The sequence below is a fragment of the Psychromonas marina genome (assembly GCF_030161115.1).
In the GTDB taxonomy this organism is placed as follows: Bacteria; Pseudomonadota; Gammaproteobacteria; order Enterobacterales; family Psychromonadaceae; genus Psychromonas; species Psychromonas marina.
In genome coordinates this window covers 163,306-187,163 of sequence record NZ_BSPQ01000010.1, presented here as the reverse complement: position 1 = coordinate 187,163, position 23,858 = coordinate 163,306, and the positions used below count along the sequence as shown (strand labels likewise).

The window sequence follows — 23,858 nt, the reverse complement described above, 5'->3', positions numbered from 1 at the left end:
GACTTTCCTTATTAACCGTTAATTTAAAATATTGATTTAAAAAGCACTAAAAATACCATCAATGTAAGCAGTATGCGAATTAACCTGCTCGGTGAGTATAGGGGGAAACATGAACAATTATCACTATTGCCCACCGTGTTCAATTTACAATGCCTCGAATTAACACAATATTGCGCTTTATTAGGCAACATTACTGAGTATAAGTTGAGCTATCTAGCATTAATGCTAGTATTTTCTTCTAATGATCAACAACGTCAGAAATGGATATCAGTACATGCACCTTGAGCCGACAAGCACTAGCTTTGAACAATCAGCGAGTAAAATCTGTTTACGACAAAAGTCGTTAACGGATGCACTGTCCTGGGCTCATTATCAAAATGAGCATGACCGCATATTTTATGTCAATGATAAGCAACATACGCTGAGTTTATATCTGTCAGGTGGTTATGAAACACAACGTACCGATGTAAAATCGGGACACGGTGCACCAGGGAAGTTTTGTTTGATGCCTAAGGAATCAGAAAGCCACTGGCAACTTGGACAAAGCCAACAATTCATGCACCTCTATTTTAATGATGATTACCTTAAGCAGCTAGCTTTAAAGGTGTTTGATATTGATCCACGTACATTACAACTGCCAGAACTAACCTTTACCAGTGACGCTGCTACCGAAGCATTATTTAGACATTGCATGGCAACCAGTGATTGGCAAAATAACGACAATCACCTCGCGATGGAGCAGGTAACAGATACGATTTTAGTGTCGATGTTACAAAATATGGGGATCAAAAAACTCAGTTCGCCAGTAACCGGAGGTCTATCCCCTAAAGTCACTCGCTTGGTTTGTGACTACATGCACGCCAATTTTCATCGCCAGATATATTTAGTCGAGTTGGCTGCCTTAGCGCAATTAAGCGAATACCATTTTTGCCGTATGTTTAAACAAAGTTTAGCGCAAACACCACAAAACTATTTATTAAAGATTAGAATCGAGCAGGTGAAATTACGCATAGCAACACAACCGTTAAGTGTTGCAGAGATTGCCTTGCAGTGTGGCTTTTCAAACCAAAGCCATATGGGACGATACTTTAAGAAACTGGTGGGTGTATCTCCTAGCCAATATCGTATTTTAAAGGCAAGTTAATCCTCTACGTTTAGCTAATGCAGAGGAATGAGGATTTTGTTCGTTTTTGCTATTCAAATAATGCGGCTAAACGCGTTAATTCAGCTTGTAACTCAACAACCTGCTGCTCTAACTGTTCGACTCTCACTTCAAGTTGTCCCTGCCCTGCCTTTGTCTGTTCGCTACTTAACAATGCAGATTGATCGGTAACAAACTCCGTTTCAGTAAACTCAGAGAATAAGTGAACATAGCGAGATTCTCTTTTGCCCGGCTCTCTGGCTAACTTTTTCACCAGCGTTTTATTGTTTAAATTTTGTAGCTGTTCAAGTGCACTTTCAACTTCCGTTACGTTAGCAAAGTTAGCTAATCGGTTGGTACGTGTACGCAGTTCACCCGGTGTTTGCGGACCACGAAGTAACAACACACATACAATCGATTTTTGTTGAGCTGTAAACTGTAAATCACCAAATGAAGTATTACAGAAACGATGTTTGTATTTATTAACCCGTCCCGAAGCCCCTGAATCAATCATCAATTTATTCATATCAATTAATTCATCGACCGCATTTTGCACTTCCATTTCTGTCAGTGACAAAACAGGCTCACGGTTGCTTTTTTGATTACAGGCATTGGTGAGCGCATTTAAAGAGAGTGGGTAATGTTCTGGTGTGGTGCTCTCTTTTTCAAGCATCACACCAATAATACGCGTTTGCAAAGCCGTTAAATTCATCATGTGTGGGTATCCTTAACATATTGATTATTCATAGAGTAGAAGTTAAGCCAATGGGGATTAATAAAAAGAATCGGAGTATGCAGAAAAATTATCTCTAACCAAGTGAGAGGAGAAGAAAGTGATTAATATGACTTCAAATACGCATATCACTGTTAAAAGTAAATTTAACCAATAACAGTGAACACCTCTTTTTCTAATGCTTATTTGCTTTCGGTAATGCTGAATTGGCGAAGATAACCAACACAACGCCAAAGAAGAGCGCCATCATAGATAAGCCCACTCTTGCATCGCTGACATAACCGACGGTTAACAATAAGACAGCAATAAGCACTAACAACATGCCACTGCCTAAGAACAAACGAGGGTACCGACTTAATAGAGAGGGGGTTGCACGCTCTTTTTTCATATGCTGGCTGTGCTTCACTGTTTTACGTTTATGTTTTTTAGCTGACATAACTAACCTCTCCTCACCAACAATTCAATTTATGAGCCCCTATATTACAAAATAGAGTTTTTTAAACAGCAAGTTAGATCACACCTTTTTCATTAACCTTGATTTTTTAGCGGTTTTATTCGCATAGATACGGGTAAAAATATAAAACTACAATAGTGCTTCAATATCTTCAATTGTATCCTCTAGTTTGCCATTTAATTTTTTGCGTTGCTTTTCATCCAAGGAGTTAATTAACTGTTCTAATGTGACGACCCACAGCCTTTGATTGTGTTCTATTTTCTGCTTAAAAGTAGCTGAACGTAAATTTTCAGACTGTAGTATTGCACTGCTGAGTGCCTTTTCAAATTCAGATTTATCAGACTTTAAATCAAACGCAGCGCTGATTGAGTTTAACCAAGCTCGACGAAATGCGATCCATTCGTCAAAGGTCGGCATTAATTTATCATTACTGTTTTTTAATAATTGCTTCTGTGCACGGGTGAGTTTGCCTGTATAGGATTCTATTCTATTTTCTATTTTATCAAGCCTATTATCTAAACGTTGCTGTTTGCTCTCGCTCTGGTGCTCCTCAATTTGATCTAAATTTCGCTGTTCATTGGTACTTAAAAATGCCTCAACTTGCTTCTCTTTTAAGGTATAAGCGACTTTAACAATCCCCGGTTCGAGTCTAACTAAGATAGTTTGCCAGGAATCAGTAAACGCTTTTATATACCCTTCTATATCAGACCGCTTTACCCCGTTATTTATATCCGTTTGAATACGCTTAATTTGGGTTATATAACTTTGCAACTCTGACTGTCGATGCCAATCTAAAAACTGTGTTAGCACGGGATCAAATAGCGTTTCCTGCTCATCAGTTAATGCGACGTAATCATCTATATACCAATAGGTTAGCCAATCAAGATTGTTATAAATAATTTTAGAGCTACATGCCGAGAGACTAAGCACCATAACGATCAATAAAAAAGCGCGCTGTTTTTTGTGTTTAATCAAGCTTATCTCCAACTATGTCTAAATTAATACCAAAGGAATTTAATAGGTGATCAGAGTTTGCGTAGGAAAAATTATTACTAACAAGGCGTGAGTTGCAGGAGATAGTTGTTCTCACTTCAAAACTCACAACGCAGTTAGGGATAATTTTAACCAGCAAGAATGATCACTTTATTAATTGCTTTGGTATAAGTAATACGAATCCAAATGAATATTGGATCTATCTTGTTGGTTCACGTTTTTCACCGGTAAGCCCTGCCTACAATATAATGCGCAATGATATAAAGAAATCGTATTTACTGTTCGGGTAAAGAATTCGCGAGCAAGGACACAACAAACTTATAAAACATTGTTTTTATTTATTTAAATAGTATTTTAGGATGTTATTTTAGTTAACAAATTACTGATAAATATAGCCTATGACTACAAAAGGGATTGCAGCAATAGGCCGAACAACTCAACTTATCTTTTTCAAAAGGTGGGGTGATAGATAAGCAGTGGTACTTTTTATTTTATTGATTGGCTCGAAACTGGTTCATCAAACTGAGCAATAATCACATCCATCAACTTATCACGATCATGACGCCAATCTCTGTTTGCAGAGGCTAAATCTGCTTGATAAAAGTGCCATTTTGAATCTAAATCATCATGTTTCTTTTCGCCAATTAAAGTATCAATTTGACGACCGCTACATGCTCTTTCACACCATTCAAGTTGCTGCTGAATATCCATTCTTCCTGCCGGCCCATATTCAGGAGACAGGTTTTCAATAAAAATGAGCTTCGCGCGCTGATTATCACGTATAGCATGACCTATCTCAGTCAATAATAATGGGGGCATAATACTGGTGAGGAAACTACCCGGCCCGAGAATAATGCAATCAGCTTCATTAATCGCAACAATTGCTTCATGGGTAGCGGGGACATTAGGCTCTAAATCCAAACGAAGTAGATCCTCTTCCATTTCATCAACGCTAGTTTCACCGTGAGTCCATTTACCGTTTGTAGCCAATGCTTTGAGGTCTGATGGATGCTCAGACATCGGGACAATATTCACTTCAACTTTCAGCATTTTACGAATCAGTTGAATCGCTTCCATTGGTCTAACCGACAAGTTATCTAAAGCCGTCAGCATTAAATTACCTAGGTTATGTCCATCAAGTTCACCCGCCCCTTTAAAGCGATATTCAAACATAATCGATTCGATCGACGGATCAGTAATGAGCTGATTAATACAGTTACGTGTATCTCCCCAAGCAATCCCACCCTGACAGTCACGAATTCGCCCAGTAGAACCACCATTATCCGTTGTAGTCACAATGCCAGTTGCGTTGCTGCCAAAGCCTTTTAAAGCAGCCAACATTCTTCCCAAGCCGTGACCACCACCAATAGCGACTATTTTTTTATTTTTATATGCATCCATATCAATATCTTAATTAGTACTTAGGTCTGTAATTTAACTTAAAATCGATAACCAGCGTAACATTTACTCACAAATATGCGTTATTTGTGTTGTTTTAGTGGCTTACTATTCAGGTACCAGTGTCACTCACTAATAACCACCATCACATCCCCTGTGATTTTAATGTAAGGGCATTAATAAATAACCTTGGATCATTAATTTTATCGAGCATCGCCATATTTGGTAAACAATCATCATCCACGAAATCGGTAAAATCGGCCATCGAATCAAAAACCAAAATATCGAGTGCAAGTCTATCAAGACCGTATAAACCACGATGAATCATATCCGCCGAAAAAACTAATAAATCCCCAGCCGCTAATTTAATTTGTTTACCCGTCGAAAGGTTTTCACTGCTTGTTCTTCCCTTAAGTTCTTGGCGAACGGCAAACTCCTCATCATTATCCCAACGTTTGTGGGTTTCAGGTACGAGTTCCATACCAAGTTCATCAAAAAGAGGCACACGAAGGTGGACCACTTGTGTTTCGTGAATCACCTTTTTTTGCACGTCAACATCATGATCATACTGACAATCTCGATGCCAAAAATCTTTTTGTTGCGGATTAACAGGATTAAAAAACAGCTGTGTGTTCATAAATACGGGATTAGTCGGTATGACCGAATCAACAATCTCCATTATTTTTTTTGAACTAATAAAGTTAAAAAGTTGCACACGATCTGGGGATGATAAATATTGCGTACCAGTTATTAACGAAGAGTTGAAAGCTTCCTCTTGATAAAATTGTTGATTGTCTTGCTTCCATCGTTCATGAAACGTTAAAACAACTTTCCTCAATGAGGCGATCTCAGCACCACTAAAATAATCCCTCATAACAAAGTAGCCTTGCTGCTCATATTTATTCTTCAATTGAATACTATTTTCTACCATTAACTTTCGTTGCCTCGCGTTTATGTTTAAGTGATGATCAGAGTTTGCGCAGAAAAATGATTCATACTTTTAAACAGGATCACAAGGTCACTATATCATTGCAATCATATTTGCAGTGCATATGAACGTTAAAAGAGTAAACAACGCCCTTCTTTCCACATCAAAACAATCAACGATAAATCAAGTTAATATATTGAACTCTTTCCATTTTAAATAGATAATTGAATACAATTGAAATATTGTTTTACAGTCGACGGTTAGCTGTCCTTATCTGCTTTAATTCCTATTACAATTTTACTTAACCACCTTATTAGACTCGACGAGTCCTTATCTTGGAATAAATAGATGTTAAAAGTTATCTCATATTTTGTAATAGCACTTTTGGTGTTACTGGTTATTTTATATTTTTATATAGAAACACAGAAAAAAAGAGCGATAGAGGAAAATAAGAAGGCAATTCTATTACGTGTAGCAAGCATGAAAGATAATTATAAATTGAATTTGAAGCGCCTAGTAGAACAGCAAACTTTATCCATTGCTGAGTATGAATCGCTATATCGCATTGCCAATAACTTTTTTGTTTTTCAAAAAGTTACTCCTCAAAGCATTGCTTATGGGGAACAACTACTTGAAAGTGTTATCAATGCAATGCCGATTGGTGGTCCCGATACTGCTAATTTCGAAACAGTTCACCAACAAGTCACTTTATTTATTAAAACATTACCCACTGCTGTAGGCGATTATAACAGTACCTTTTACAACAATGTTCTTCCTGAATTAGTTAAAAATTTAGTTGCGTTTCAGGAAAATAGTTACGAAATAACACAGATGGTAGAGAGTTCAGCAGAGAACATCATTGATAATGAGCAATCACAGAACTCTCTGGGCGCCATAACATCACAAACGAATAATTAGTGGCTTTACGCTAAAAGAAACATGCACATAACCGTCTATTATTTTGCCATTGCAGGTAGCCAAGCTAATACGCCATTTTTAAAGCTCGGACGCTCAATAATCGACGCTTTCCACTTTTCTAAATGAGGATAATTTTCCAATGGATATCCTACTACCTTGAGTATTACCAACTGTGGTATCCAAGCAATATCTGCGAGGGAAAAATGATCACCCGCTAGCCATGGATTGTCTTTAAGTCGATTATCCATTTTTTGAAAACAATCATCAATTACAGTTTTAGCCTTGTGCAACTCCTTTTGGCTAAAGCCCTGTTCAGAACTGTTACGCTCATGAAACTCAACTAATGCTGCATCAAAGGTTTGTTTATTACGGTATTCATCCATCTGTTGCGCTGATTTTTTTCTGCTTGGAAGACCGCGCATATTGCTATACATGTAAGTTTTAATAGAAAGGTGATTATCTCTCGCAAGATAAATCCAATCATACATTTGTTGTTGGTCACTATTAGTATTAGGGCTCAGTGAACCAGATGTAAACTTCTCATTAAGATAATCAATAATATCCGCCGAGTCGATAATCACAACACCATCATCAACTAGGGTTGGTACAACAGCATTAGGATTGATTCCTATATATTCTGCACTTAAATTTTCATCTTTCATCAGGTCAATGGGGTGACTGACCCACTCTAGTCCCTTCTCTTCCAACGTCATTCTGACGCGCATTGCACAATTAGAAAATCCTGTATGGTAAAGGTGTAACCCTTTAAGACTTAATACTGATTTATTTGTTGGTGTGATAATAGCCATATTTTTTACCTCTTAATATTTACTTCTCTTGCGCGCTCTTTTTTACCGTATTTTTTAAATGTTGCATAAATACTTTAAAGTGAGGCATAAAATCGATAAACAGTGCATGTTTACGATTTTTCATCATGACCGGTCCTAACAAACGCAGTGCAACAGCGACTCTGGTTGCTATCGGCGCTTCTAATCCACTGCCTTTTTTTAAATTTTCAACAACATTAAATAGATCCTCTCGGTCTTCAAATTCAAACTGTAATGTTTTTCCATTATCGCTAGCGTTCACTTGCTCGATGGTCACTCGATAGTTATTTTCTGATTTTATTTTTGACATCATTATTGTTCTCCGTACCGCAGTTAGTTGATAAAGACAACTATGCACGCACATGGTTGACAATATCAACCTACATTCATAGAGTAATTTTCAGAAAACATTAAAAACAGGCTGAGCTGATTGATATTGAAGGGATTATAAATTTCAGATAAAACACAACTTCACTCAGCGGAGCTTATTTCACATAAACTAAGTCCATTTATGAGTATTCAAATATTGCGCCGGAAAAAGTTAGTAGTACAAGAGGGTTGGAATATCGAAGGCTTGACCCTCGGTATAAAAAAGTCTTTTAAGCAAAAAGAGGGGTAAAAGTGATACAGAAAAAAATACTCGCTGGGAGAGTGGATATTGAGGATTACTCTTTTTTGGTAAATGTTAACGCGAACAGAACTGCATCTAACAGGTTAGATTGACCCGCTATTAATATAGTTAGTTGCTTTCAAAAAGGTAATAAGCAATAGGTATAACAACTGAATGTTATGTTTACTAGGGTAAGGGAGCACTCTCATCAAGTACATAGCCCATCCCTCTGATGGTATGAATCAGGTGAGGTGTAAAAGGTTTATCTACTTTGTTTCGCAATCGCCTAATAGCAACATCAATCACATTAGTATCACTGTCAAAATTCATGTCCCAGACTTGCGAGGCAATCAATGAACGAGACAGTACTTCACCACGACGTTCCATTAAAAACACTAATAATGAAAACTCTTTTGCGGTTAAATGAATGGCTTCTTTTTCCCTGTAGGCAATACGTCGTTTTAAATCTAATTGCAGATTTGCAATACTGAGGGTTTTCTCATCAACGGTCACGGAGGTTTTTCTTCTCAGAATATTTCGAATCCGAGCAAGCAATTCAACAAAGGCGAAAGGTTTAACCAAATAATCATCTGCGCCAAGCTCTAAACCTCTGACACGATCTTCTATTTTATCTCTTGCGGTGAGCATTAATACCGGTACATCTGAATTATTATTGCGTAGTGTTTGCAATACTTGCCAACCATCTAATTTAGGTAACATAATATCCAACAAAATTAGATCGTAATCTTCGGACATTGCTTGATACAACGCATCTAAACCATTAACGGCCAACTCAACATTAAAACCTGACTCTGTCAGGCCTTTTTTTAAATATTCACCGGTTTTAGCTTCATCTTCGACAATTAATAATTTCATCTATTTACCCTTACCTTATCTAGGACTCGCCTTTTGTATGATAAATATCTTCAATTTTATGAAGATAAAACTAAAATTTTTATCCATTTAATTAACAAATAAAACCCGCCATTCATGCAAATGGCGGGTTTTGTTGATTAATTACCAAACTACTTGAAGATGCCGACATCAGCAAGGAGCTAGGATCCCTTTTTTAAAAGTCGAGAGTCAGATCAAGTTTCATCAGAGAGATACAACACCTTAAAACTATAAATTGATCGACTCTGAACAAAATCTGAATCCTACATTTTCAAATAGTTTAGCTACACAATAAAATAGCTTATTATTCTGAATAAGTAATAGAGAGATGTACAACTCCGGTATAAAGCATTTGACCATCTGCACCCATTTTTTCTGCAACAGTGATATATGAACCATCTTCAATATAAACACCAGCTGTCTGCATAGATATGCCACCAAGATCTTTTTCTAATTGGCTTGGCGTCGCCACTTTTAAATCAGTTAATTTGTTAAGACCTAATTCATAAGCGGCAGCTTTAGTGTCAGCAGCAACTGTTGTTACTACTTCATCTTGAAAGTAAGTTTCATTTGCATGATGATGAAAATGATTTACTGCAAATGCTTGCGTGCTAAGAATGACCATTGCTGAAGCGATAAGTGATTTTTTAATTAATTTCATTTTGTTTTCCTCTATTGGATTAAATAAGCTATGTTTGCTTGGTATGGCGGTATAATAACGCAGCCTCTCTGACCTAAACCCAACAGAAAAATGACAATTTCGTCACTTAATAAAAAGAATTATTTAACACGAAAAAACACAGACACCCCCCTGATTTTAAATGAAATAACAGGTTTATTTTACATAGAAGAACAATTGTAAATTAATCTAAATAATCTAAAAGAACAGAAAATAAGTTATAACAGAGTGGAGTGTATTAGTGCCAACGTACTATCAAGCACGTATCCATTCGCTATCAAAGCCCATGAATCATTCTGCACAAACCAAAAAAAACCGCCATTCATAAAAATGGCGGTTTTTTTGACTCATGCTCAAACTACTTGAAGATATCGGCATCAGTAAGCTGCAAGCTCTCTTTTTTATCCATCGATAGTCTGATCAAAATTGATCAACTCTGAAAAACTGAGCTTACATTTTCAAATAGTTTAGCTACACAATAAAATAGCTTATTATTCTGAATAAGTAATAGAGAGATGTACAACTCCGGTATAAAGCATTTGACCATCTGCACCCATTTTTTCTGCAACAGTGATATATGAACCATCTTCAATATAAACACCAGCTGTCTGCATAGATATGCCACCAAGATCTTTTTCTAATTGGCTTGGCGTCGCCGCTTTTAAATCAGTTAATTTGTTAAGACCTAATTCATAAGCTGCAGCTTTAGTGTCAGCAGCAACTGTTGTTACTACTTCATCTTGAAAGTAAGTTTCATTTGCATGATGATGGAATTGGTTTACTGCAAATGCTTGTGTGCTAAGAATGACCATTGCTGAAGCGATAAGTGATTTTTTAATTAATTTCATTTTGTTGTCCTCTATTGGATTAAATAAGCTAAGTTTGCTTGGTATGGCGGTATAATAGCGCAGCCTCTCTGACCTAAACCCAACAGAAAAATGACAATTTCGTCACTTAATAAAAAGAATTATTTAACACGAAAAAACCTCCACACCAAAAACAGACAACCCCATGATTTTAAATAAAATAACAGGTTTATTTTACATAGAAGAACAATTGTAAATTAATCTAAAAGAACAGAAAAGAAGTTATAACAGAGTGGAGTATTTGCTGTATTAGTGCCAACCGACTATCAAGCACGTATCCATTCGCTATCAAAGCCCATGAATCATTCTGTACAAACCAAAAAAAACCGCCATTCATACAAATGGCGGTTTTTTTGACTCATGCTCAAACTACTTGAAGATATCGGCATCAGTAAGCTGCAAGCTCTCTTTTTTATCCATTGATAGTCTGATCAAAATTCCTCAAGAAGATACAACTCCTTAATATTATAAATTGATCGACTCTGAAAAACTGAGCTTACATTTTCAAATAGTTTAGCTATACAATAAAAATCAGTTTTTATTCTGCATAAGTAATAGAAAAATGTACTAGTCCAGTATAAACCATTTGACCATCTGCATTCATTTTTTCTGCAACGGTGACATATGCGCCATCTTCAATATAAACACCAGATGTCTGCATAGAAACGCCACCAAGATCTTTTTCTAGCTGGCTTGGCGTCGCTGCTTTTAAATCAGTTAATTTGTTAAGACCTAATTCATAAGCTGCAGCTTTAGTGTCTGCATCAACTGTTTTTACTACTTCATCTTGAAAGTAAGTTTCATTTGCATGATGATGGAATTGGTTTACTGCAAATGCTTGTGTGCTAAGAATGACCATTGCTGAAGCGATAAGTGATTTTTTAATTAATTTCATTTTGTTGTCCTCTATTGGATTAAATAAGCTCTGTTTGCTTGGTATACCGATACAATAGCGCAGGCACTATGACCTAAACCCAACAGCAAAGTGACAATTTTGTCACTTAATAAAAACCCCTTTAAAAACAGGCCCGTACCCGAAATAAAAGTTAACAACACGGTTAAAAATTAATCTAAAATCTCATATTTAGGAATCAAATATAACAACCTGCAATAACTAATATACAATATAGTTCTCAAATATTTTTGTTTTGCTTTCAGGGAACCTTATGATTTTACAACGATCTTTAACACTTCGTCTTTCCTGTTTTTTTTCCTTAGCGACAATGGTTGTTGTTTCTATTTTATATGTTTTTATCAGTTACTCGGTAGAACAGCACTTTGTAAAAAATAATAGAAAAATATTATTAAACAAAGTTAAGCAAATTAAAACGCATATAAAGGGTGATCATTTTGATAATGACTTCCCAACTATTTTAAATTATTTAGAACGACATGTTGGCTTTATAGTAGAGGTCAAACACAAAAACAAATCTCTTTATAGCTCCAGCTTTGTCACTATACCTCAGGACTTTTTTAGCGATAAGTATTATAAAAACAATGATTTATTTCAATGGGTATCCAATAAACAGCCCTATAACGGTATAAAATTTGTCGTCTTTTCAGAGCAATATTCCGAAGAGCCTCTGACGATTCTGCTGGCACGTAATACTAAAGTAGATGCACTGTTTTTGAAAAGTTTTAAAAGCATGATGATAGATTTTATTATTATTGCAGGAATAGTGACCGCGATACTAAGTTGGTTTATTACCAAGCGCGGCTTACAACCACTACAAATCCTAAGTAAACAAGCGATGCTGATCTCTGTTCACGATATTGATCAACGCATGCCGGTAAAAAATCTCCCCATTGAGATCGCAGGGCTTTCAATGAACTTAAACAAAATGCTCAAGCGATTAGAGTACTCTTTTGAGCGATTATCTAACTTCTCTTCCGATATTGCCCATGAACTGCGCACCCCGATTAATAATTTAATGATGCAAACACAAGTATCACTTTCAAAACCAAGAACAGAGCAAGAATATCGACATATATTAGCGTCTAATTGTGAGGAGTATGAACACTTAACACGTATGATCTCAGATATGTTATTTTTGGCAAAAGTAGAAAATGCACTTATTTTACAATCAACAGAGTTGCTGTCACTTGATCAGGAGTTAGTGAAGCTTTGTGAATTTTATGATGCGTTAGCCGAAGAAAACCAGATAACATTTAACATAACCGGTCAGGCCAGCGTGCAGGGCGACAAATTCATGTTAAAAAGAGCGTTTAGCAACCTAATTTCCAATGCACTTCGCCATGGTTTTGATAATAGTGTTATTGCTATCGCTATCACCACAACAAAAAGTGATGTCGTTATTGCGATTACCAATAAAGGTGAAACGATTGCTCCTGAGCATTTACCACATCTATTTGAACGGTTTTATCGGGTTGATAAGTCTCGAACTCACAATACAGAAGAGCAAGCAGGGCTTGGACTTGGGCTTGCTATTACACAATCGATTGCTAGAGCGCACGGGGGGGATTTACACGTTTCATCCCATGAAAATGAAACGGTTTTTACATTAAATCTAAAAAAAGCTTAAGTTTTATATGATCCCTTTGGGAGTAATAATGAGTACAGAACCGTAACCCACAACAACGCTGCTGAACTCTATCGGTAACTTAAGTAAGTCTTTAACATGTTCAGTGCTAAAGACTTACCCTTTAATATGAACCTTAAAATATGTTCATATTAAAGGCTTTGTAAATACTCATCGGATTGAGATAATCAAACCAAACTCTTTTTCCATTTCCCGCCTAACATGCGTATATGGAAGGGAATACTTTTAATCGTTTCTTCTAATAACGACAGTGCAAATACCCACACTGCACTGAGCTCCCAATATAAAACAAATAACACAGAGAGTGGCAAAATTACAAACCATTGCGTGTAGGCATGTATTTTAAAAACGTGTTTCGCATCGCCACCAGCACGCAGTACATTACCGCAGAAAGTATTAGAGGTTCTTATAAAAGCAACAACAAATAAAATTGGCACGAATTGCCAAAGTGTATCAACCGTTTCTTGTTGTAACTCTGGATAAATGAGTCTAAATAGATAAAACATGCAAACATAAGCGAATGCGATGGCAATACCGATGAAAAAAGAGATTCTCCAGGTTGTTTTAACAAAGCCGTCAACTAAGCCCCATGATTTATTACCGAGTAACTGACCAACAAGAATGCTCGTCGCTTGAGCCCATGATGTTGAAAGTTGACCGCAGACTTTTACCCATGGTGCAATAAGCGTTAATGCAGCAAATTGATAAACACCCAGTTTTGCATAAATCATCATACAGATACTACCCACTAATACCGCACTAACAAAGGTACCTGCGATAGGAGTGGCATATTTTAGGTGGTATAACACATCTTCTTTGGTCAACTTAGCTTCCTTGGAAGCGCCATCCTCCACCACGTTTTGTTGTTGTTTTGAATAAAAAACAATGAGAAATAAAGTGCGGCATAAAACGGCAATGGTCGAACCTAATGCAGCTCCCGTTAACCCGAGTTCCGGCATACCTAGATAACCGTAAATAAAGATAAAGCTGACTAATACATTAACAGGAATTTCAATGATGTTAGCATAAAATGGAATACGGCTATTACCTGTGGCATTAAAATAGACGGTAATGTTTTGAGATATTGCCACACCGATGGTAACGAATGAAAAGACCCTTAAGTAATCGTAAGCCATCGCAGCAATTTCATCACTATCGGTGATCAACTCAATGAGCTGTTTCCCGACGGTAAAAATCAATACAATACCAATAATGGTAATGGTCGCATTAATAAAACGCCCTGAACGAAAGCCTCTACTGACCAGACCATTATTTTTTGCGCCAAAAGCTTGCGCGATAACAAGTTGTGTTCCGTTAGAAAAAGCAAATAACAATCCTAATATGATGCCGGCTATGCTTGCAGAAACCCCCATCGCAGCAAGTGATTCTTCGCCTAAAGGGGTAATTAATACCGTATCAATAACAAGAATGAGTTGTAATAAAATGGCATTCATCGCTATTGGCCATGCTAGACCGAATACTTTTTTTGTTGTGGGGGCTGTTGCAGTCATATTTTATCTCTGAGTCTCATATTTGAGCCATTTTAGCTTTTTGATAACATGGCTTATAGGCGTGTGTGTAAAGGTTGTAACATTAACGTTGGCTTTATTCACAAACTGGGAAATTAACGGCAATGTTTTTATATTCAATAATTTACTATGTCATAGACGCAAGTAAATCATTAATGAACGGCAAAATAACGGATTAAATTTATGCTAATATTTTTTTGTCTCCTTCAGGCACAGCTTGGGTCATTGCCACCTCTTTCTTTAACATAGGGGGAATAATCATCACGAAATAAACAATCGCAAACAACGCGGTGATGGTATTTGAGAAAAACATGGTATACCAAATCCCGTACTCCTCAACTGAAGGAAGAAATTGGTAGAAAAGCAGTATTCCTGGGATGCGAAGCCCCCAGAGACGAACGACATCAATTGCCAGTGAGAAAAGCGTTTTCTGAAAACTATTAAAAATGCCCTGTAAAGTGTGGAATATAGACCAAGCGATCACCGTCCAACCAACCAAACTGACATAATTAATCACATTTTGGTAAGTAACCGGATCATCTTCAGTAAGAAATTTTGCAATCGGGTATTTTATAACCTGAATGATAAGGGCAGCAGCAAAGCCAAATACCACTGAATAGATAATCCCTAATTTAATGGTCTCTCTGACTCTCTCAATTGAACCTCTTCCCCAGTTTTGAGCAATCAAGGGGATTAAGCCGCTACCGATCTCTTTGGCAGGACTAAATAACAATGAATGAATACGATTGCCAATGGCAAACGCAGCAACGGCTTGATGACCATATTGAACAATAAAAATATTAAGCACAACAAACCCAAATTGTGAACTTGCCTGTGATAAAGACAACGGCAACCCCACGGTTAATAACCTTTTCCAAATTTTAACTTTAGAAAATCTGGCAGGAGTGCGCCAATTCGGTTCAAATTCATGCTGCTCTTTTTTATAAAAGTAATAAACGATCGATATTTGAATCGCAGCTGTCAATAACGTCGCATAGGCGAGTCCATCAATTTCGAAATCAAACAGGTAAATAAATATCGCATTCATGATCGCGTTACAAAAAATACCAAAAATGGAGACAGCTGATATGATCTTCATTTTTCCTTGTGACTTAAAGAAACTAATATAGAGTTGAAACATCAACCTTAATGGGATGGAGAGAAATAGAATTCTTGAGTAGATGACCGATTGCTCATATAACTCATCTGAGAGCCCCACCGAACTCAAAATTGTAGGTAATAAAAAGAACCCCGGAATAGAAAAAAGAATAGATAACAGCAAAATAATAAATCTTAGCTGAGTTGCATAAGCTGAAGCTTCTTCATTCTCCTTTTGACCAAGCAGCGTTGCGGCAATGCTGACACCTCCCCTGATCATGCCCATACTTAATGCCTGTAGCATCATAAACAGGGGCGCGACAAACGCGATTGCTGCTACCTCTACGCTGCCTAATCGTGAAGCAAAAATCATATCCACGAAGCCATAGGAGGTAGTAACGAAACCAGATAACATCATTGGTGCAGTCATTTTGAAAATAAGTGCTTTAATCGGTTCTTTATGTAAATCTACTGCTGCTTTCATTTTCATCCTTGTTATTTACCAGCGCTATATTTCATTTTCTGCGTTTGTTTATAAATATTAATTGTTCCTAATTAACAATAAGAACTAAAAACACAGTTGCTATGACATTCACTTTTCAGTGACCATTATATTTATTTCAAATAGAATGATAATATAGCTAAAATGAAAATTACTTTTACCAGGTGGTAACAATGAAGTGGCAAGGTATTAATGAATTTGTGGCGGTAGCGGAAAAGCAAAGCTTCTCTTTAGCCGCTAAAAACCTAAAAATATCAACAGCTCAAGTTAGTCGTCAAATAACAGCCCTTGAAAAGCGTTTACAAATAAAATTGTTTTATCGCACTACCCGTAAAGTATCACTAACCCAAGAAGCACAACTATTTTATCAACATTGTCGTCACCTTTTAGATGACTTGGACAGCGCTGAACAAGCGATAACCAATCTTCAAAGCCACCCACAGGGAAAAATAAAACTTACCGCTCCAATGTCTTATGGGGAGCAAAAAATATTACCTTTAGTGAATGACTTTGTGGCGCTATACAAAGATATTGAAGTTGTGACAGAGTTAACCAGTCATCGCATTGATCTGATCGAGGGAGGCTTTGATATGGCAATACGGATGGGGCAACTACAAGACTCTAGCTTAATAGCGAGAAAACTGACTCAACGTGCTACCTATGTTTGTGCATCAGCGAGCTATTTACAAAAACATGGCCAAGTAGCGTTGATATCAGATTTAAAAAATCATAATTGTTTATTAGGAACGCATGATGCTTGGCGTTTTGTTGAACAGGGAAAGACCCGCAGCATTAAGGTTACGGGGAGCATTCGCTGCAATAGTGGTACTGGTTTGGTCGATGCCGCTTTGAAAGATATCGGCATCGTGCAACTGTCTGATTATTATTTGCAACCCTATATTAAATCAGGGCAATTAATACCCATACTCGAACAATTTAGAGAGCCAGAATCTGCTATTTGGGCGGTATATCCTCAAAATAGATACCTTTCACCCAAGATTCGCTTATTAATCGATTATCTCGCAGAGCATTTAAACTAATGAAGTCTTATCGATCCTGTTTCAAACCCAATAGATAATGCTTTATTTAACGCTCCTACCCTTATGAGCTTAATTGAAACTAAGAAAAGGTAGGTAACAGATCACGAATACCGTCAATAAACATCTGCACCGACATAATAAGCAGTAACATTCCCATTAACCGTTCTAATGCTGTCAACCCCTTCACTTTCAGAAGTTTGTAAAGGTTAGGAGAGAAAAGCAAAACCAGTGAGGCAAGTCCCCACGCCAATAACAATGAGATAAACAAACCACCGGTGTGATCTGCATTGGTTTTCGCTAAAACCAATAGCGTCGCTAACGCAGCTGGGCCTGCAATCATTGGCATTGCAATCGGCACGACTAAGGGTTCATCACCTTTTTTGGTAGCAAACATATCGCTGCCATTCGGGTCTGGAAATATCATTTTTAATGAAATAACGAAAAATATGATACCACCAGCAATGGTGATTGATTGTGTTTCAAGATGGAATAGACTTAGGAACTCCTCTCCAAAAAACATAAAAACCACTAAAATAAGCAATCCGATGAGCATCTCACGGATGATTATTTTTGAATGCTTCTTCTTATCTATATTTTTTAAAATACTAAGTAGCAAAGGAACATTGCCAAAGGGATCTAAAATGAAAAACAGTAAAACGGCCGTTGAAAATATCGGAAATGTAGTTTCCACCTGTATATTCCTTATACAATAAATAAGTGTTGTTATCCGTATTCGGCATTGTAATTTGTTATCAACAAAGTGCAATTTATTCCTCAGTTAGTCACCTCGTTAATATCTTGATCGAATACCTTTGGGTATCAAGTAACCACTCCTGTATAAGTAAATTAGACTTTATCTCTCATTAACGATGCTCAATGCCAAATTAAATAGATTTGTATCAATATACACAATAGATCCGCCAATAATAGTCTTTTGGTTTTTTACATAATTGCTATTATGTGGGGAATAATTACAAATATAAACAATGCGATAAGTGTCTTTCCTTGTCGAAACACAGCAAATCGAGAGCACGAATAGTATTCGAGTAATATCTATCAATCACCATAAAAATTAAGGTTTCACATTATGAATCTGCCTGACGTTCTATTTAACTATATTGGACAACTACCAGAGTGCCCAACCTGGGATGCAGCAACTAATACTTTGCTGTGGACAGACATTCTTGAACAACAGATACATCGCTTCTGCCCTGAATCAAAAAATCATACCGTGCTTTCTTTTAACGAAGAAGTAGGCTGTTTTGCACTAAGAGAAAAAGGTGGCTTTATTTTAGCAATGCGCACCGGTATTTTCTTAGCCGATGAACATGGTGCTATACAGTCTCAAGTATGTGACAACCCGAACAACCCTTTACTAGCCCGCTTTAATGATGGCGGCGTCGACCAAGATGGGCGATTTTATGCAGGCACTTATTGGACACGAAAACCATTTAATGGCGCACTACTCGTACGTGTCGATACAGATCTAACTCCTAAGGTTATCCAAAGTGATATTCTTGGTGCAAATGGGCTGGCATTTAGCCCAGATAAACAATGGATGTATACCTGTGACACACCAAATTATGTGATGTACAGAACACCAATGCTTGAAGATGGCGGGTTAGGTTTACGGGAAGTTTTCAAACGATTCCCACTTGGCCATGGTCGCCCCGATGGTGCAGCAGTTGATGTGGAAGGTTGTTATTGGACTGCACTGTTTGACGGTCACCGTATCGCACGTATTAGCCCAACGGGAGAAGTGTTAGAAGAGCATCAACTGCCTGTTCGCTGTCCAACAATGGTTTGCTTCGGCGGCGAAGATATGAAAACCCTTTATATCACCACGACACGTGAAAATATGAGTGAAAGTGAAGTTGAAGCACGTCCTTTATCTGGCGCATTATTTACCATGCGTACAAAAGTGGCAGGCATGGTTAAACCTAATTTTAAGGGATAAACCTAGTATTCATTAATGAATCACTACCACATACACTGTCATTGAAATAAACACTAACTTATACGGCTATAAGTTAGTGTTTGATTACTATTCGGTTAATAAGCGTTAAATTTATAAAGCACTAAAGTAGGATTTTAAGGCTTTTAAGCGCACGGTCGCACCGCCAATAATGTCCATAAACCCTAAAATAGGCAGTGGCTTTTCAGCGGATATCCAAGCAGAACCAGTTGCGCCAATCGGTACATTGTAACCTTCAGGCTCCACAAACTCGATAATCACAGTACGACCATGCGAGCCGGCATTATTGCCAACATGTTGCCTTACTTGCTGATCTGAAGCCCGATTAGTTACCATCGCTTCCCCAGTGCCCGCAGTCAAACTGTGTACACGCCCTCGAAATATCTCTCCAGGGAAAGCATCCACATAAAACTCAGCAAACTGCCCTATTTTAATGTAACTATAGGCTTGATCAGGAATACGCATCTCTAAGAACTTTTTACTGGTATCGTAAATGTGCAAATTACCTAAACGACTGCCATCAGCTAATGTCGTGATAGACATCTGGCCATCAAATGGGGCACGTACCGTTTTACGATCGTTATCCCACTTTGCTGCATTAATATCTGCTTTCAATTTATTAATATCAGCATTATTGACGATGATATTCGCTTCTGCGCTTTCGATTTTTGCAAGTAGATCATCGCGACTAGATTCGCTTGCATAATCATTTAATTTCGTTAATCGATTCAGATTTTTATAGTCATTTTTGATGGTTACATTTAATGATGCGATGGTCGCTTGTTTCGCATCAACCTGTGCCATTAATGCTTCAATTTTTTCATTACCATCAATAGAGACGAGCTGATAAATTAAATCGCCTTTTTTAACCACTTGGTTATGGACAACATGTACCGATTCAACTTGCTCACCGAATAATGGGCTTAACACCGCATGGGGAGCTTTAACGGTTGAGCTATCGGTTAAATCCGCTGGAGACCAAAAACGATGTGCTGTAAATAACATCGCGCAAAGAAAAAGACCAAACCCGACATAAATAACCGCATTGCGTAATGTCCATTGAATAACACCTGTTTTAACTAAAATCCAGATGATAAAAACATAAGGTAACATTATCTCCTTCATTGTTTATCTCCTCTGCGACCATTAGCAATAATCTCAGAAACCTTTTGTGCAAGTAAATCCCAGCGTGTAAAGGCAATAATAACGGCTACCACCCACCACGCTTTATGGATAAATAAACCACATAACGACAGAGCAAAAACCAGCTGTATTTGCTGACTAGAGATCGCCTTTGCTTTGTGCACGGCAACTTCATGTAACTCCCAGAGCAACCAAAGCAAGTAAGCAAATATCGACAACGTGATCACAAAAATAACGCCCATAAAAATTTCAGAGTCAAGTAGCCCTAAAATGGTTGGATACCCATCCACAAAATATTCTGCAGGGATCTGCTTGCCATGAATTGTTGCTAATGTTGAAATCAACACTGAGAAACCAATAAAAACAGCCAAATAAATAGATAGCTTAACTGTTTTCAGCAATCCGCTTGCGATCTTCTTCCTAAATGTTTTTGGAGGTGCTAATTGAGCAACCTCTTCAACTATTAACTCAGTCATAACTGACCCCTATTGATTAACTAAAAGCTTAATGACGCGGTAATAAAGTGGATACGGTTATTGTTGTACTTACCGTTTAACAACCCCATATCGGTTATTTCACCATCACCCAATGATTGGTACTGATAAGCCAAGCCAAGAGTCATCTCATTCTCAAGTTTTTTCTCTGCTCCTAAGCCCAAGCGCCATTGCGCATCGAGTGGTAATGCATGACCACGGTTTTCTGCACTTAGCGGACTGCTATCTGCACTAAAACCAGAGTGTAACCTCCAACTATTAAGCTGATAGCTAAACGCAATACCAGCGCCATAGGTATCATCATAACCCTTAGCAAATTGACTCCACTGTTGCCAGTTTGCATTGACCATTACATTTAAGTTGTTTGATATTTGATGTTGAACACCTAGCTCTACACTTTGCGGCCAATTAATTTCGCGGCTTAATTCCTTGTTGCCTACAGAGGTATCTAAGTCATATTGCACCCCATAGTTGTAAACTGCGCCGATGTGAGTACTTTCATTGATTTGATACAGTGAAGACAGGGAAAAAGAGGGACTCCAGTCATCTATATCTACTTCTTGCCCCCTCGCTAATTGAGTTTGTAATCCGCCATATTGTGCAATCACAGAACCACCCAAGGCGAAGCGATCATTTACTTGATAAGAAGCAGATGCACTGATGTTTAAAGTAGTGATGGTACTTGACTCAATACGCCCCAAGCCTGCAATACCATTATCATATTCCAGCCCTAAACCACCAGGTGAGTGCAGTGCAACACCACCGACCCATTGCTCATTAAAACGTTTCGCATAAGAGATATGCGGTATAACCAGCCCTTCGCTGCTATTTGTCGCACCTCGATTATCTCCTTCAAAATCACTGTTAATATCTAAGTACTGTAACCCAAACATAAAACTTGAATCTTCGATGCCCGATAGACCAGCTGCGTTGGCAACAACAGCCGAAGCATCACGATTATTGGTCACGTTACTGACACCCGCAGTAGCGGTACTTTGCGTTGTGCCAATTTGAGATAAACTGAGTCCACCAGCATAGCTAGCACTGGTCAGTATTAATAAGGAAACAGAAACAGGCGTGGTGATTTTATTAAACATTTTTAACCTACTTTTATGATCATTTTTGATGCGTTACTTTTATTATTCCCTGCGTTAAAACGGTGTACCGTTAACACCCCAGTGTCTGTTATCACGCTGCTATATACTCCATCACTAACGACTAAATAGTATGGTATAGGCAATAGTTGGTTATCAAAAACTAAGGGGAAATCAGGCATAACAAGGGGAGTACGACAATTGTAATTTTAACGAGGATATTGCAGGGTTCACAATATCCTCGCTATGACGTAATTACTTGATTACTTTTTGGCGAACTTGTTCAAGCTGCTGTAATTTACCTTGAAGCATATAAGTATTTTGATTGAAGTTACCAGGGTTCAATACTTGACTCTCTTGACGAGGGTAATCTGCTAATGTGCCAATAAACTCTTCTACTTGATTACCGACTGGAACAAATAACCACATGTTATCGGCCATCCAGCGTAGGTACATAGCGGACTCATGCGGTGCTTTTTCGAATGGGTCTGCACGTAAATGAACGACTTGTGGCCAGTTCGATTGGAAACGAACCGCATCGGTAATATTACCTTCCATTGTTGCAAACGACACTTTAAAGTCGCCAGTACGTACCGCGTTTAATTCAGCATTTGCTGAGAAATAAAGCATACCGTCACGTGGTCCCTGCTCCTCTTTACCTTCAAAGTAAGGCAGGAAGTTGTAGCCATCCATATGCACACGCCAGTTTTTACCATTATAGTTAGCGCCCTTTTCTGACTTTAATTTTTCAACAACGTTATCATCACCTGCAGCCGCCAATAATGTTGGTAACCAATCTTTATGTGACATTATGTCGTTAATTTTAGTACCAGGGTCAATCACACCAGGCCAACGAACTAATTGAGGAACACGCATCCCACCTTCAAAGGTTGTTCCTTTTTCACCGTGGAAGAAAGTTGCACCACCATCAGGCCATGACACCGTTTCTGCACCGTTATCGGTAGAGTAGATAACAATCGTATTATCAGTAATACCTAATGAATCGATTTTATCTAATAAAATACCAATGTGGTCATCATGTTCCATCATGCCATCCGCATAGATAGAGATGCCTGAAATGCCTTGGTACTTCTCTTGTAAACGTGTCCAAACATGCATACGTGTCGTGTTATGCCAGATAAAGAAAGGTTTTTTAGCATTAACCGCTTTCTCCATAAAGGCGAGCGACTCTTCTAAGAACTCTTCATCGGCATTTTCCATACGCTTACGCGTCATTGGACCCGTATCTTCAATCTTGCCATCAGCAGTTGATTTAATCACACCACGAGGGCCATATTTTTTAGCGAATTCAGCATCTTTCGGGTAGTAGTATGTCTCCGGCTCCTCTTCCGCGTTTAAGTGGTAAAGGTTACCGAAGAATTCATCAAAACCGTGTGCAGTAGGAAGATGTTTATCTTGATCACCCATGTGGTTTTTACCAAACTGCGCGGTCATATAACCTTGCTCTTTTAACAGATCAGCAATAGTGGGTGTCCAATCGGGAATACCCGCATCAGAGCCAGGCATACCGATTGTTAATAGGCCTGTACGAAATGGTTCTTGGCCAGTTAAGAATGCCGCACGACCTGCTGTACATGATTGCTGACCATAATGGTCCGTAAATAACGCCCCTTCGTTAGCAATACGGTCGATGTTAGGTGTGTGATAGCCCATCATGCCATTGTTGTATGCGCTGATATTAAAAATACCAACATCATCGCCCCAAATCGCAAGGATATTAGGTTTCTCTGCTGCGTTTGCAACCGTTGAGGCTGCGACCAAACCTGAACATAACGCCACTTTATTAAAACTAAATGATTGTGCCATACGTACTCCGATATATTTTTTTACAAAATTAAGAATTGATTTCTTAGACGTTTAGATTATATGGAGTAGGAAAAATTATTCACCGAATAGCGGGTATAACCTTTGGCTATACATAGTTATTAGTAAAATAGTTTAAGATACCTGAGTGTAAAGA

Annotated in this window: 23 protein-coding genes; 5 read left to right on the top strand and 18 right to left on the bottom strand. The window is 37.9% G+C overall.

Features of this window, described 5'->3' with window-relative positions; translation table 11 throughout:
- Positions 1-274 precede the first annotated feature (274 nt).
- Positions 275-1,144 carry an AraC family transcriptional regulator gene (locus QQK09_RS11645; protein WP_284204316.1) on the top strand — a complete coding sequence of 290 codons (870 nt, stop codon included), beginning with the start codon at positions 275-277 and terminating at the stop codon, positions 1,142-1,144.
- 49 nt (positions 1,145-1,193) lie between these two features.
- On the opposite strand, the gene QQK09_RS11640 is transcribed toward QQK09_RS11645, so the two are convergent.
- The 5 genes from QQK09_RS11640 to QQK09_RS11620 all read right to left on the bottom strand — a co-directional run bounded on the left by QQK09_RS11640 (position 1,194) and on the right by QQK09_RS11620 (position 5,650).
- Positions 1,194-1,853, bottom strand: a complete 660-nt coding sequence (locus QQK09_RS11640; protein WP_284204384.1) for a YceH family protein — start codon at positions 1,851-1,853, stop codon at positions 1,194-1,196.
- A 196-nt stretch (positions 1,854-2,049) separates the two neighbouring features.
- Entirely contained in the window at positions 2,050-2,310 is a 261-nt protein-coding gene (locus QQK09_RS11635) for a hypothetical protein (protein ID WP_284204315.1), read from the bottom strand.
- Between the two features lie 147 nt (positions 2,311-2,457).
- Entirely contained in the window at positions 2,458-3,303 is an 846-nt protein-coding gene (locus QQK09_RS11630; RefSeq protein WP_284204314.1) for a DUF6279 family lipoprotein, read from the bottom strand.
- Between the two features lie 504 nt (positions 3,304-3,807).
- The gene (yvcK, locus tag QQK09_RS11625; protein ID WP_284204313.1) at positions 3,808-4,722 is read right to left on the bottom strand and encodes a uridine diphosphate-N-acetylglucosamine-binding protein YvcK; all 915 of its coding nucleotides are present in this window, start codon (positions 4,720-4,722) and stop codon (positions 3,808-3,810) included.
- A 142-nt stretch (positions 4,723-4,864) separates the two neighbouring features.
- Complete coding sequence (locus QQK09_RS11620; RefSeq protein WP_284204312.1) at positions 4,865-5,650, bottom strand: phytanoyl-CoA dioxygenase family protein; 786 nt, start codon at positions 5,648-5,650, stop codon at positions 4,865-4,867.
- A gap of 345 nt (positions 5,651-5,995) precedes the next feature.
- Here QQK09_RS11620 and QQK09_RS11615 point away from each other — a divergent pair, with 345 nt between their 5' ends.
- Complete coding sequence (locus QQK09_RS11615) at positions 5,996-6,565, top strand: hypothetical protein (protein WP_284204311.1); 570 nt, start codon at positions 5,996-5,998, stop codon at positions 6,563-6,565.
- Positions 6,566-6,603: 38 nt separating this feature from the next.
- Here QQK09_RS11615 and QQK09_RS11610 read toward each other — a convergent pair whose 3' ends face one another.
- The 6 genes from QQK09_RS11610 to QQK09_RS11585 all read right to left on the bottom strand — a co-directional run bounded on the left by QQK09_RS11610 (position 6,604) and on the right by QQK09_RS11585 (position 11,336).
- Positions 6,604-7,374: a glutathione S-transferase family protein gene (locus QQK09_RS11610; RefSeq protein WP_284204310.1), complete on the bottom strand. Its 771-nt coding sequence runs from the start codon at positions 7,372-7,374 to the stop codon at positions 6,604-6,606.
- Positions 7,375-7,393: 19 nt separating this feature from the next.
- Positions 7,394-7,705: a DUF3861 domain-containing protein gene (locus QQK09_RS11605; RefSeq protein ID WP_284204309.1), complete on the bottom strand. Its 312-nt coding sequence runs from the start codon at positions 7,703-7,705 to the stop codon at positions 7,394-7,396.
- Between the two features lie 483 nt (positions 7,706-8,188).
- A complete protein-coding gene (locus tag QQK09_RS11600) occupies positions 8,189-8,878 on the bottom strand; it encodes a heavy metal response regulator transcription factor (RefSeq protein WP_284204308.1) in 690 nt (229 codons plus the stop codon).
- A 322-nt stretch (positions 8,879-9,200) separates the two neighbouring features.
- A complete protein-coding gene (locus QQK09_RS11595; RefSeq protein WP_284204307.1) occupies positions 9,201-9,557 on the bottom strand; it encodes a DUF3316 domain-containing protein in 357 nt (118 codons plus the stop codon).
- 509 nt (positions 9,558-10,066) lie between these two features.
- A complete protein-coding gene (locus QQK09_RS11590) occupies positions 10,067-10,423 on the bottom strand; it encodes a DUF3316 domain-containing protein (protein ID WP_284204306.1) in 357 nt (118 codons plus the stop codon).
- A gap of 556 nt (positions 10,424-10,979) precedes the next feature.
- The gene (locus QQK09_RS11585; protein WP_284204305.1) at positions 10,980-11,336 is read right to left on the bottom strand and encodes a DUF3316 domain-containing protein; all 357 of its coding nucleotides are present in this window, start codon (positions 11,334-11,336) and stop codon (positions 10,980-10,982) included.
- A 271-nt stretch (positions 11,337-11,607) separates the two neighbouring features.
- On the opposite strand from QQK09_RS11585, the gene QQK09_RS11580 reads away from it, so the two are divergent.
- Positions 11,608-12,984 (top strand): heavy metal sensor histidine kinase, encoded by a 1,377-nt coding sequence (locus QQK09_RS11580; RefSeq protein WP_284204304.1) that lies wholly within the window; start codon positions 11,608-11,610, stop codon positions 12,982-12,984.
- 185 nt (positions 12,985-13,169) lie between these two features.
- Here the strand turns inward: QQK09_RS11580 and QQK09_RS11575 are convergent, their stop codons facing one another.
- Together QQK09_RS11575 and QQK09_RS11570 are read right to left on the bottom strand one after the other, a co-directional pair.
- Positions 13,170-14,513, bottom strand: a complete 1,344-nt coding sequence (locus tag QQK09_RS11575; protein ID WP_284204303.1) for an MATE family efflux transporter — start codon at positions 14,511-14,513, stop codon at positions 13,170-13,172.
- A 199-nt stretch (positions 14,514-14,712) separates the two neighbouring features.
- Entirely contained in the window at positions 14,713-16,113 is a 1,401-nt protein-coding gene (locus QQK09_RS11570) for an MATE family efflux transporter (RefSeq protein ID WP_284204302.1), read from the bottom strand.
- 191 nt (positions 16,114-16,304) lie between these two features.
- Between QQK09_RS11570 and QQK09_RS11565 the strand changes: the two genes are divergently transcribed.
- Complete coding sequence (locus QQK09_RS11565) at positions 16,305-17,171, top strand: LysR substrate-binding domain-containing protein (RefSeq protein WP_284204301.1); 867 nt, start codon at positions 16,305-16,307, stop codon at positions 17,169-17,171.
- Positions 17,172-17,250: 79 nt separating this feature from the next.
- On the opposite strand, the gene QQK09_RS11560 is transcribed toward QQK09_RS11565, so the two are convergent.
- Entirely contained in the window at positions 17,251-17,862 is a 612-nt protein-coding gene (locus QQK09_RS11560) for a MarC family protein (protein WP_284204300.1), read from the bottom strand.
- Positions 17,863-18,258: 396 nt separating this feature from the next.
- Here QQK09_RS11560 and QQK09_RS11555 point away from each other — a divergent pair, with 396 nt between their 5' ends.
- A complete protein-coding gene (locus tag QQK09_RS11555; RefSeq protein WP_284204299.1) occupies positions 18,259-19,128 on the top strand; it encodes an SMP-30/gluconolactonase/LRE family protein in 870 nt (289 codons plus the stop codon).
- A 111-nt stretch (positions 19,129-19,239) separates the two neighbouring features.
- On the opposite strand, the gene QQK09_RS11550 is transcribed toward QQK09_RS11555, so the two are convergent.
- The 4 genes from QQK09_RS11550 to QQK09_RS11535 form a co-directional block, all read right to left on the bottom strand.
- A complete protein-coding gene (locus tag QQK09_RS11550) occupies positions 19,240-20,271 on the bottom strand; it encodes an HlyD family secretion protein (protein WP_284204298.1) in 1,032 nt (343 codons plus the stop codon).
- Positions 20,268-20,765, bottom strand: coding sequence for a magnesium transporter (locus QQK09_RS11545; RefSeq protein WP_284204297.1), 498 nt, complete (start codon positions 20,763-20,765; stop codon positions 20,268-20,270). The genes QQK09_RS11550 and QQK09_RS11545 overlap by 4 nt, the downstream gene beginning before the upstream one ends.
- 20 nt (positions 20,766-20,785) lie before the next feature.
- Positions 20,786-21,880: an OmpP1/FadL family transporter gene (locus tag QQK09_RS11540; RefSeq protein WP_284204296.1), complete on the bottom strand. Its 1,095-nt coding sequence runs from the start codon at positions 21,878-21,880 to the stop codon at positions 20,786-20,788.
- 252 nt (positions 21,881-22,132) lie between these two features.
- Positions 22,133-23,704, bottom strand: coding sequence for an arylsulfatase (locus QQK09_RS11535; protein ID WP_284204295.1), 1,572 nt, complete (start codon positions 23,702-23,704; stop codon positions 22,133-22,135).
- Positions 23,705-23,858: the final 154 nt, after the last annotated feature.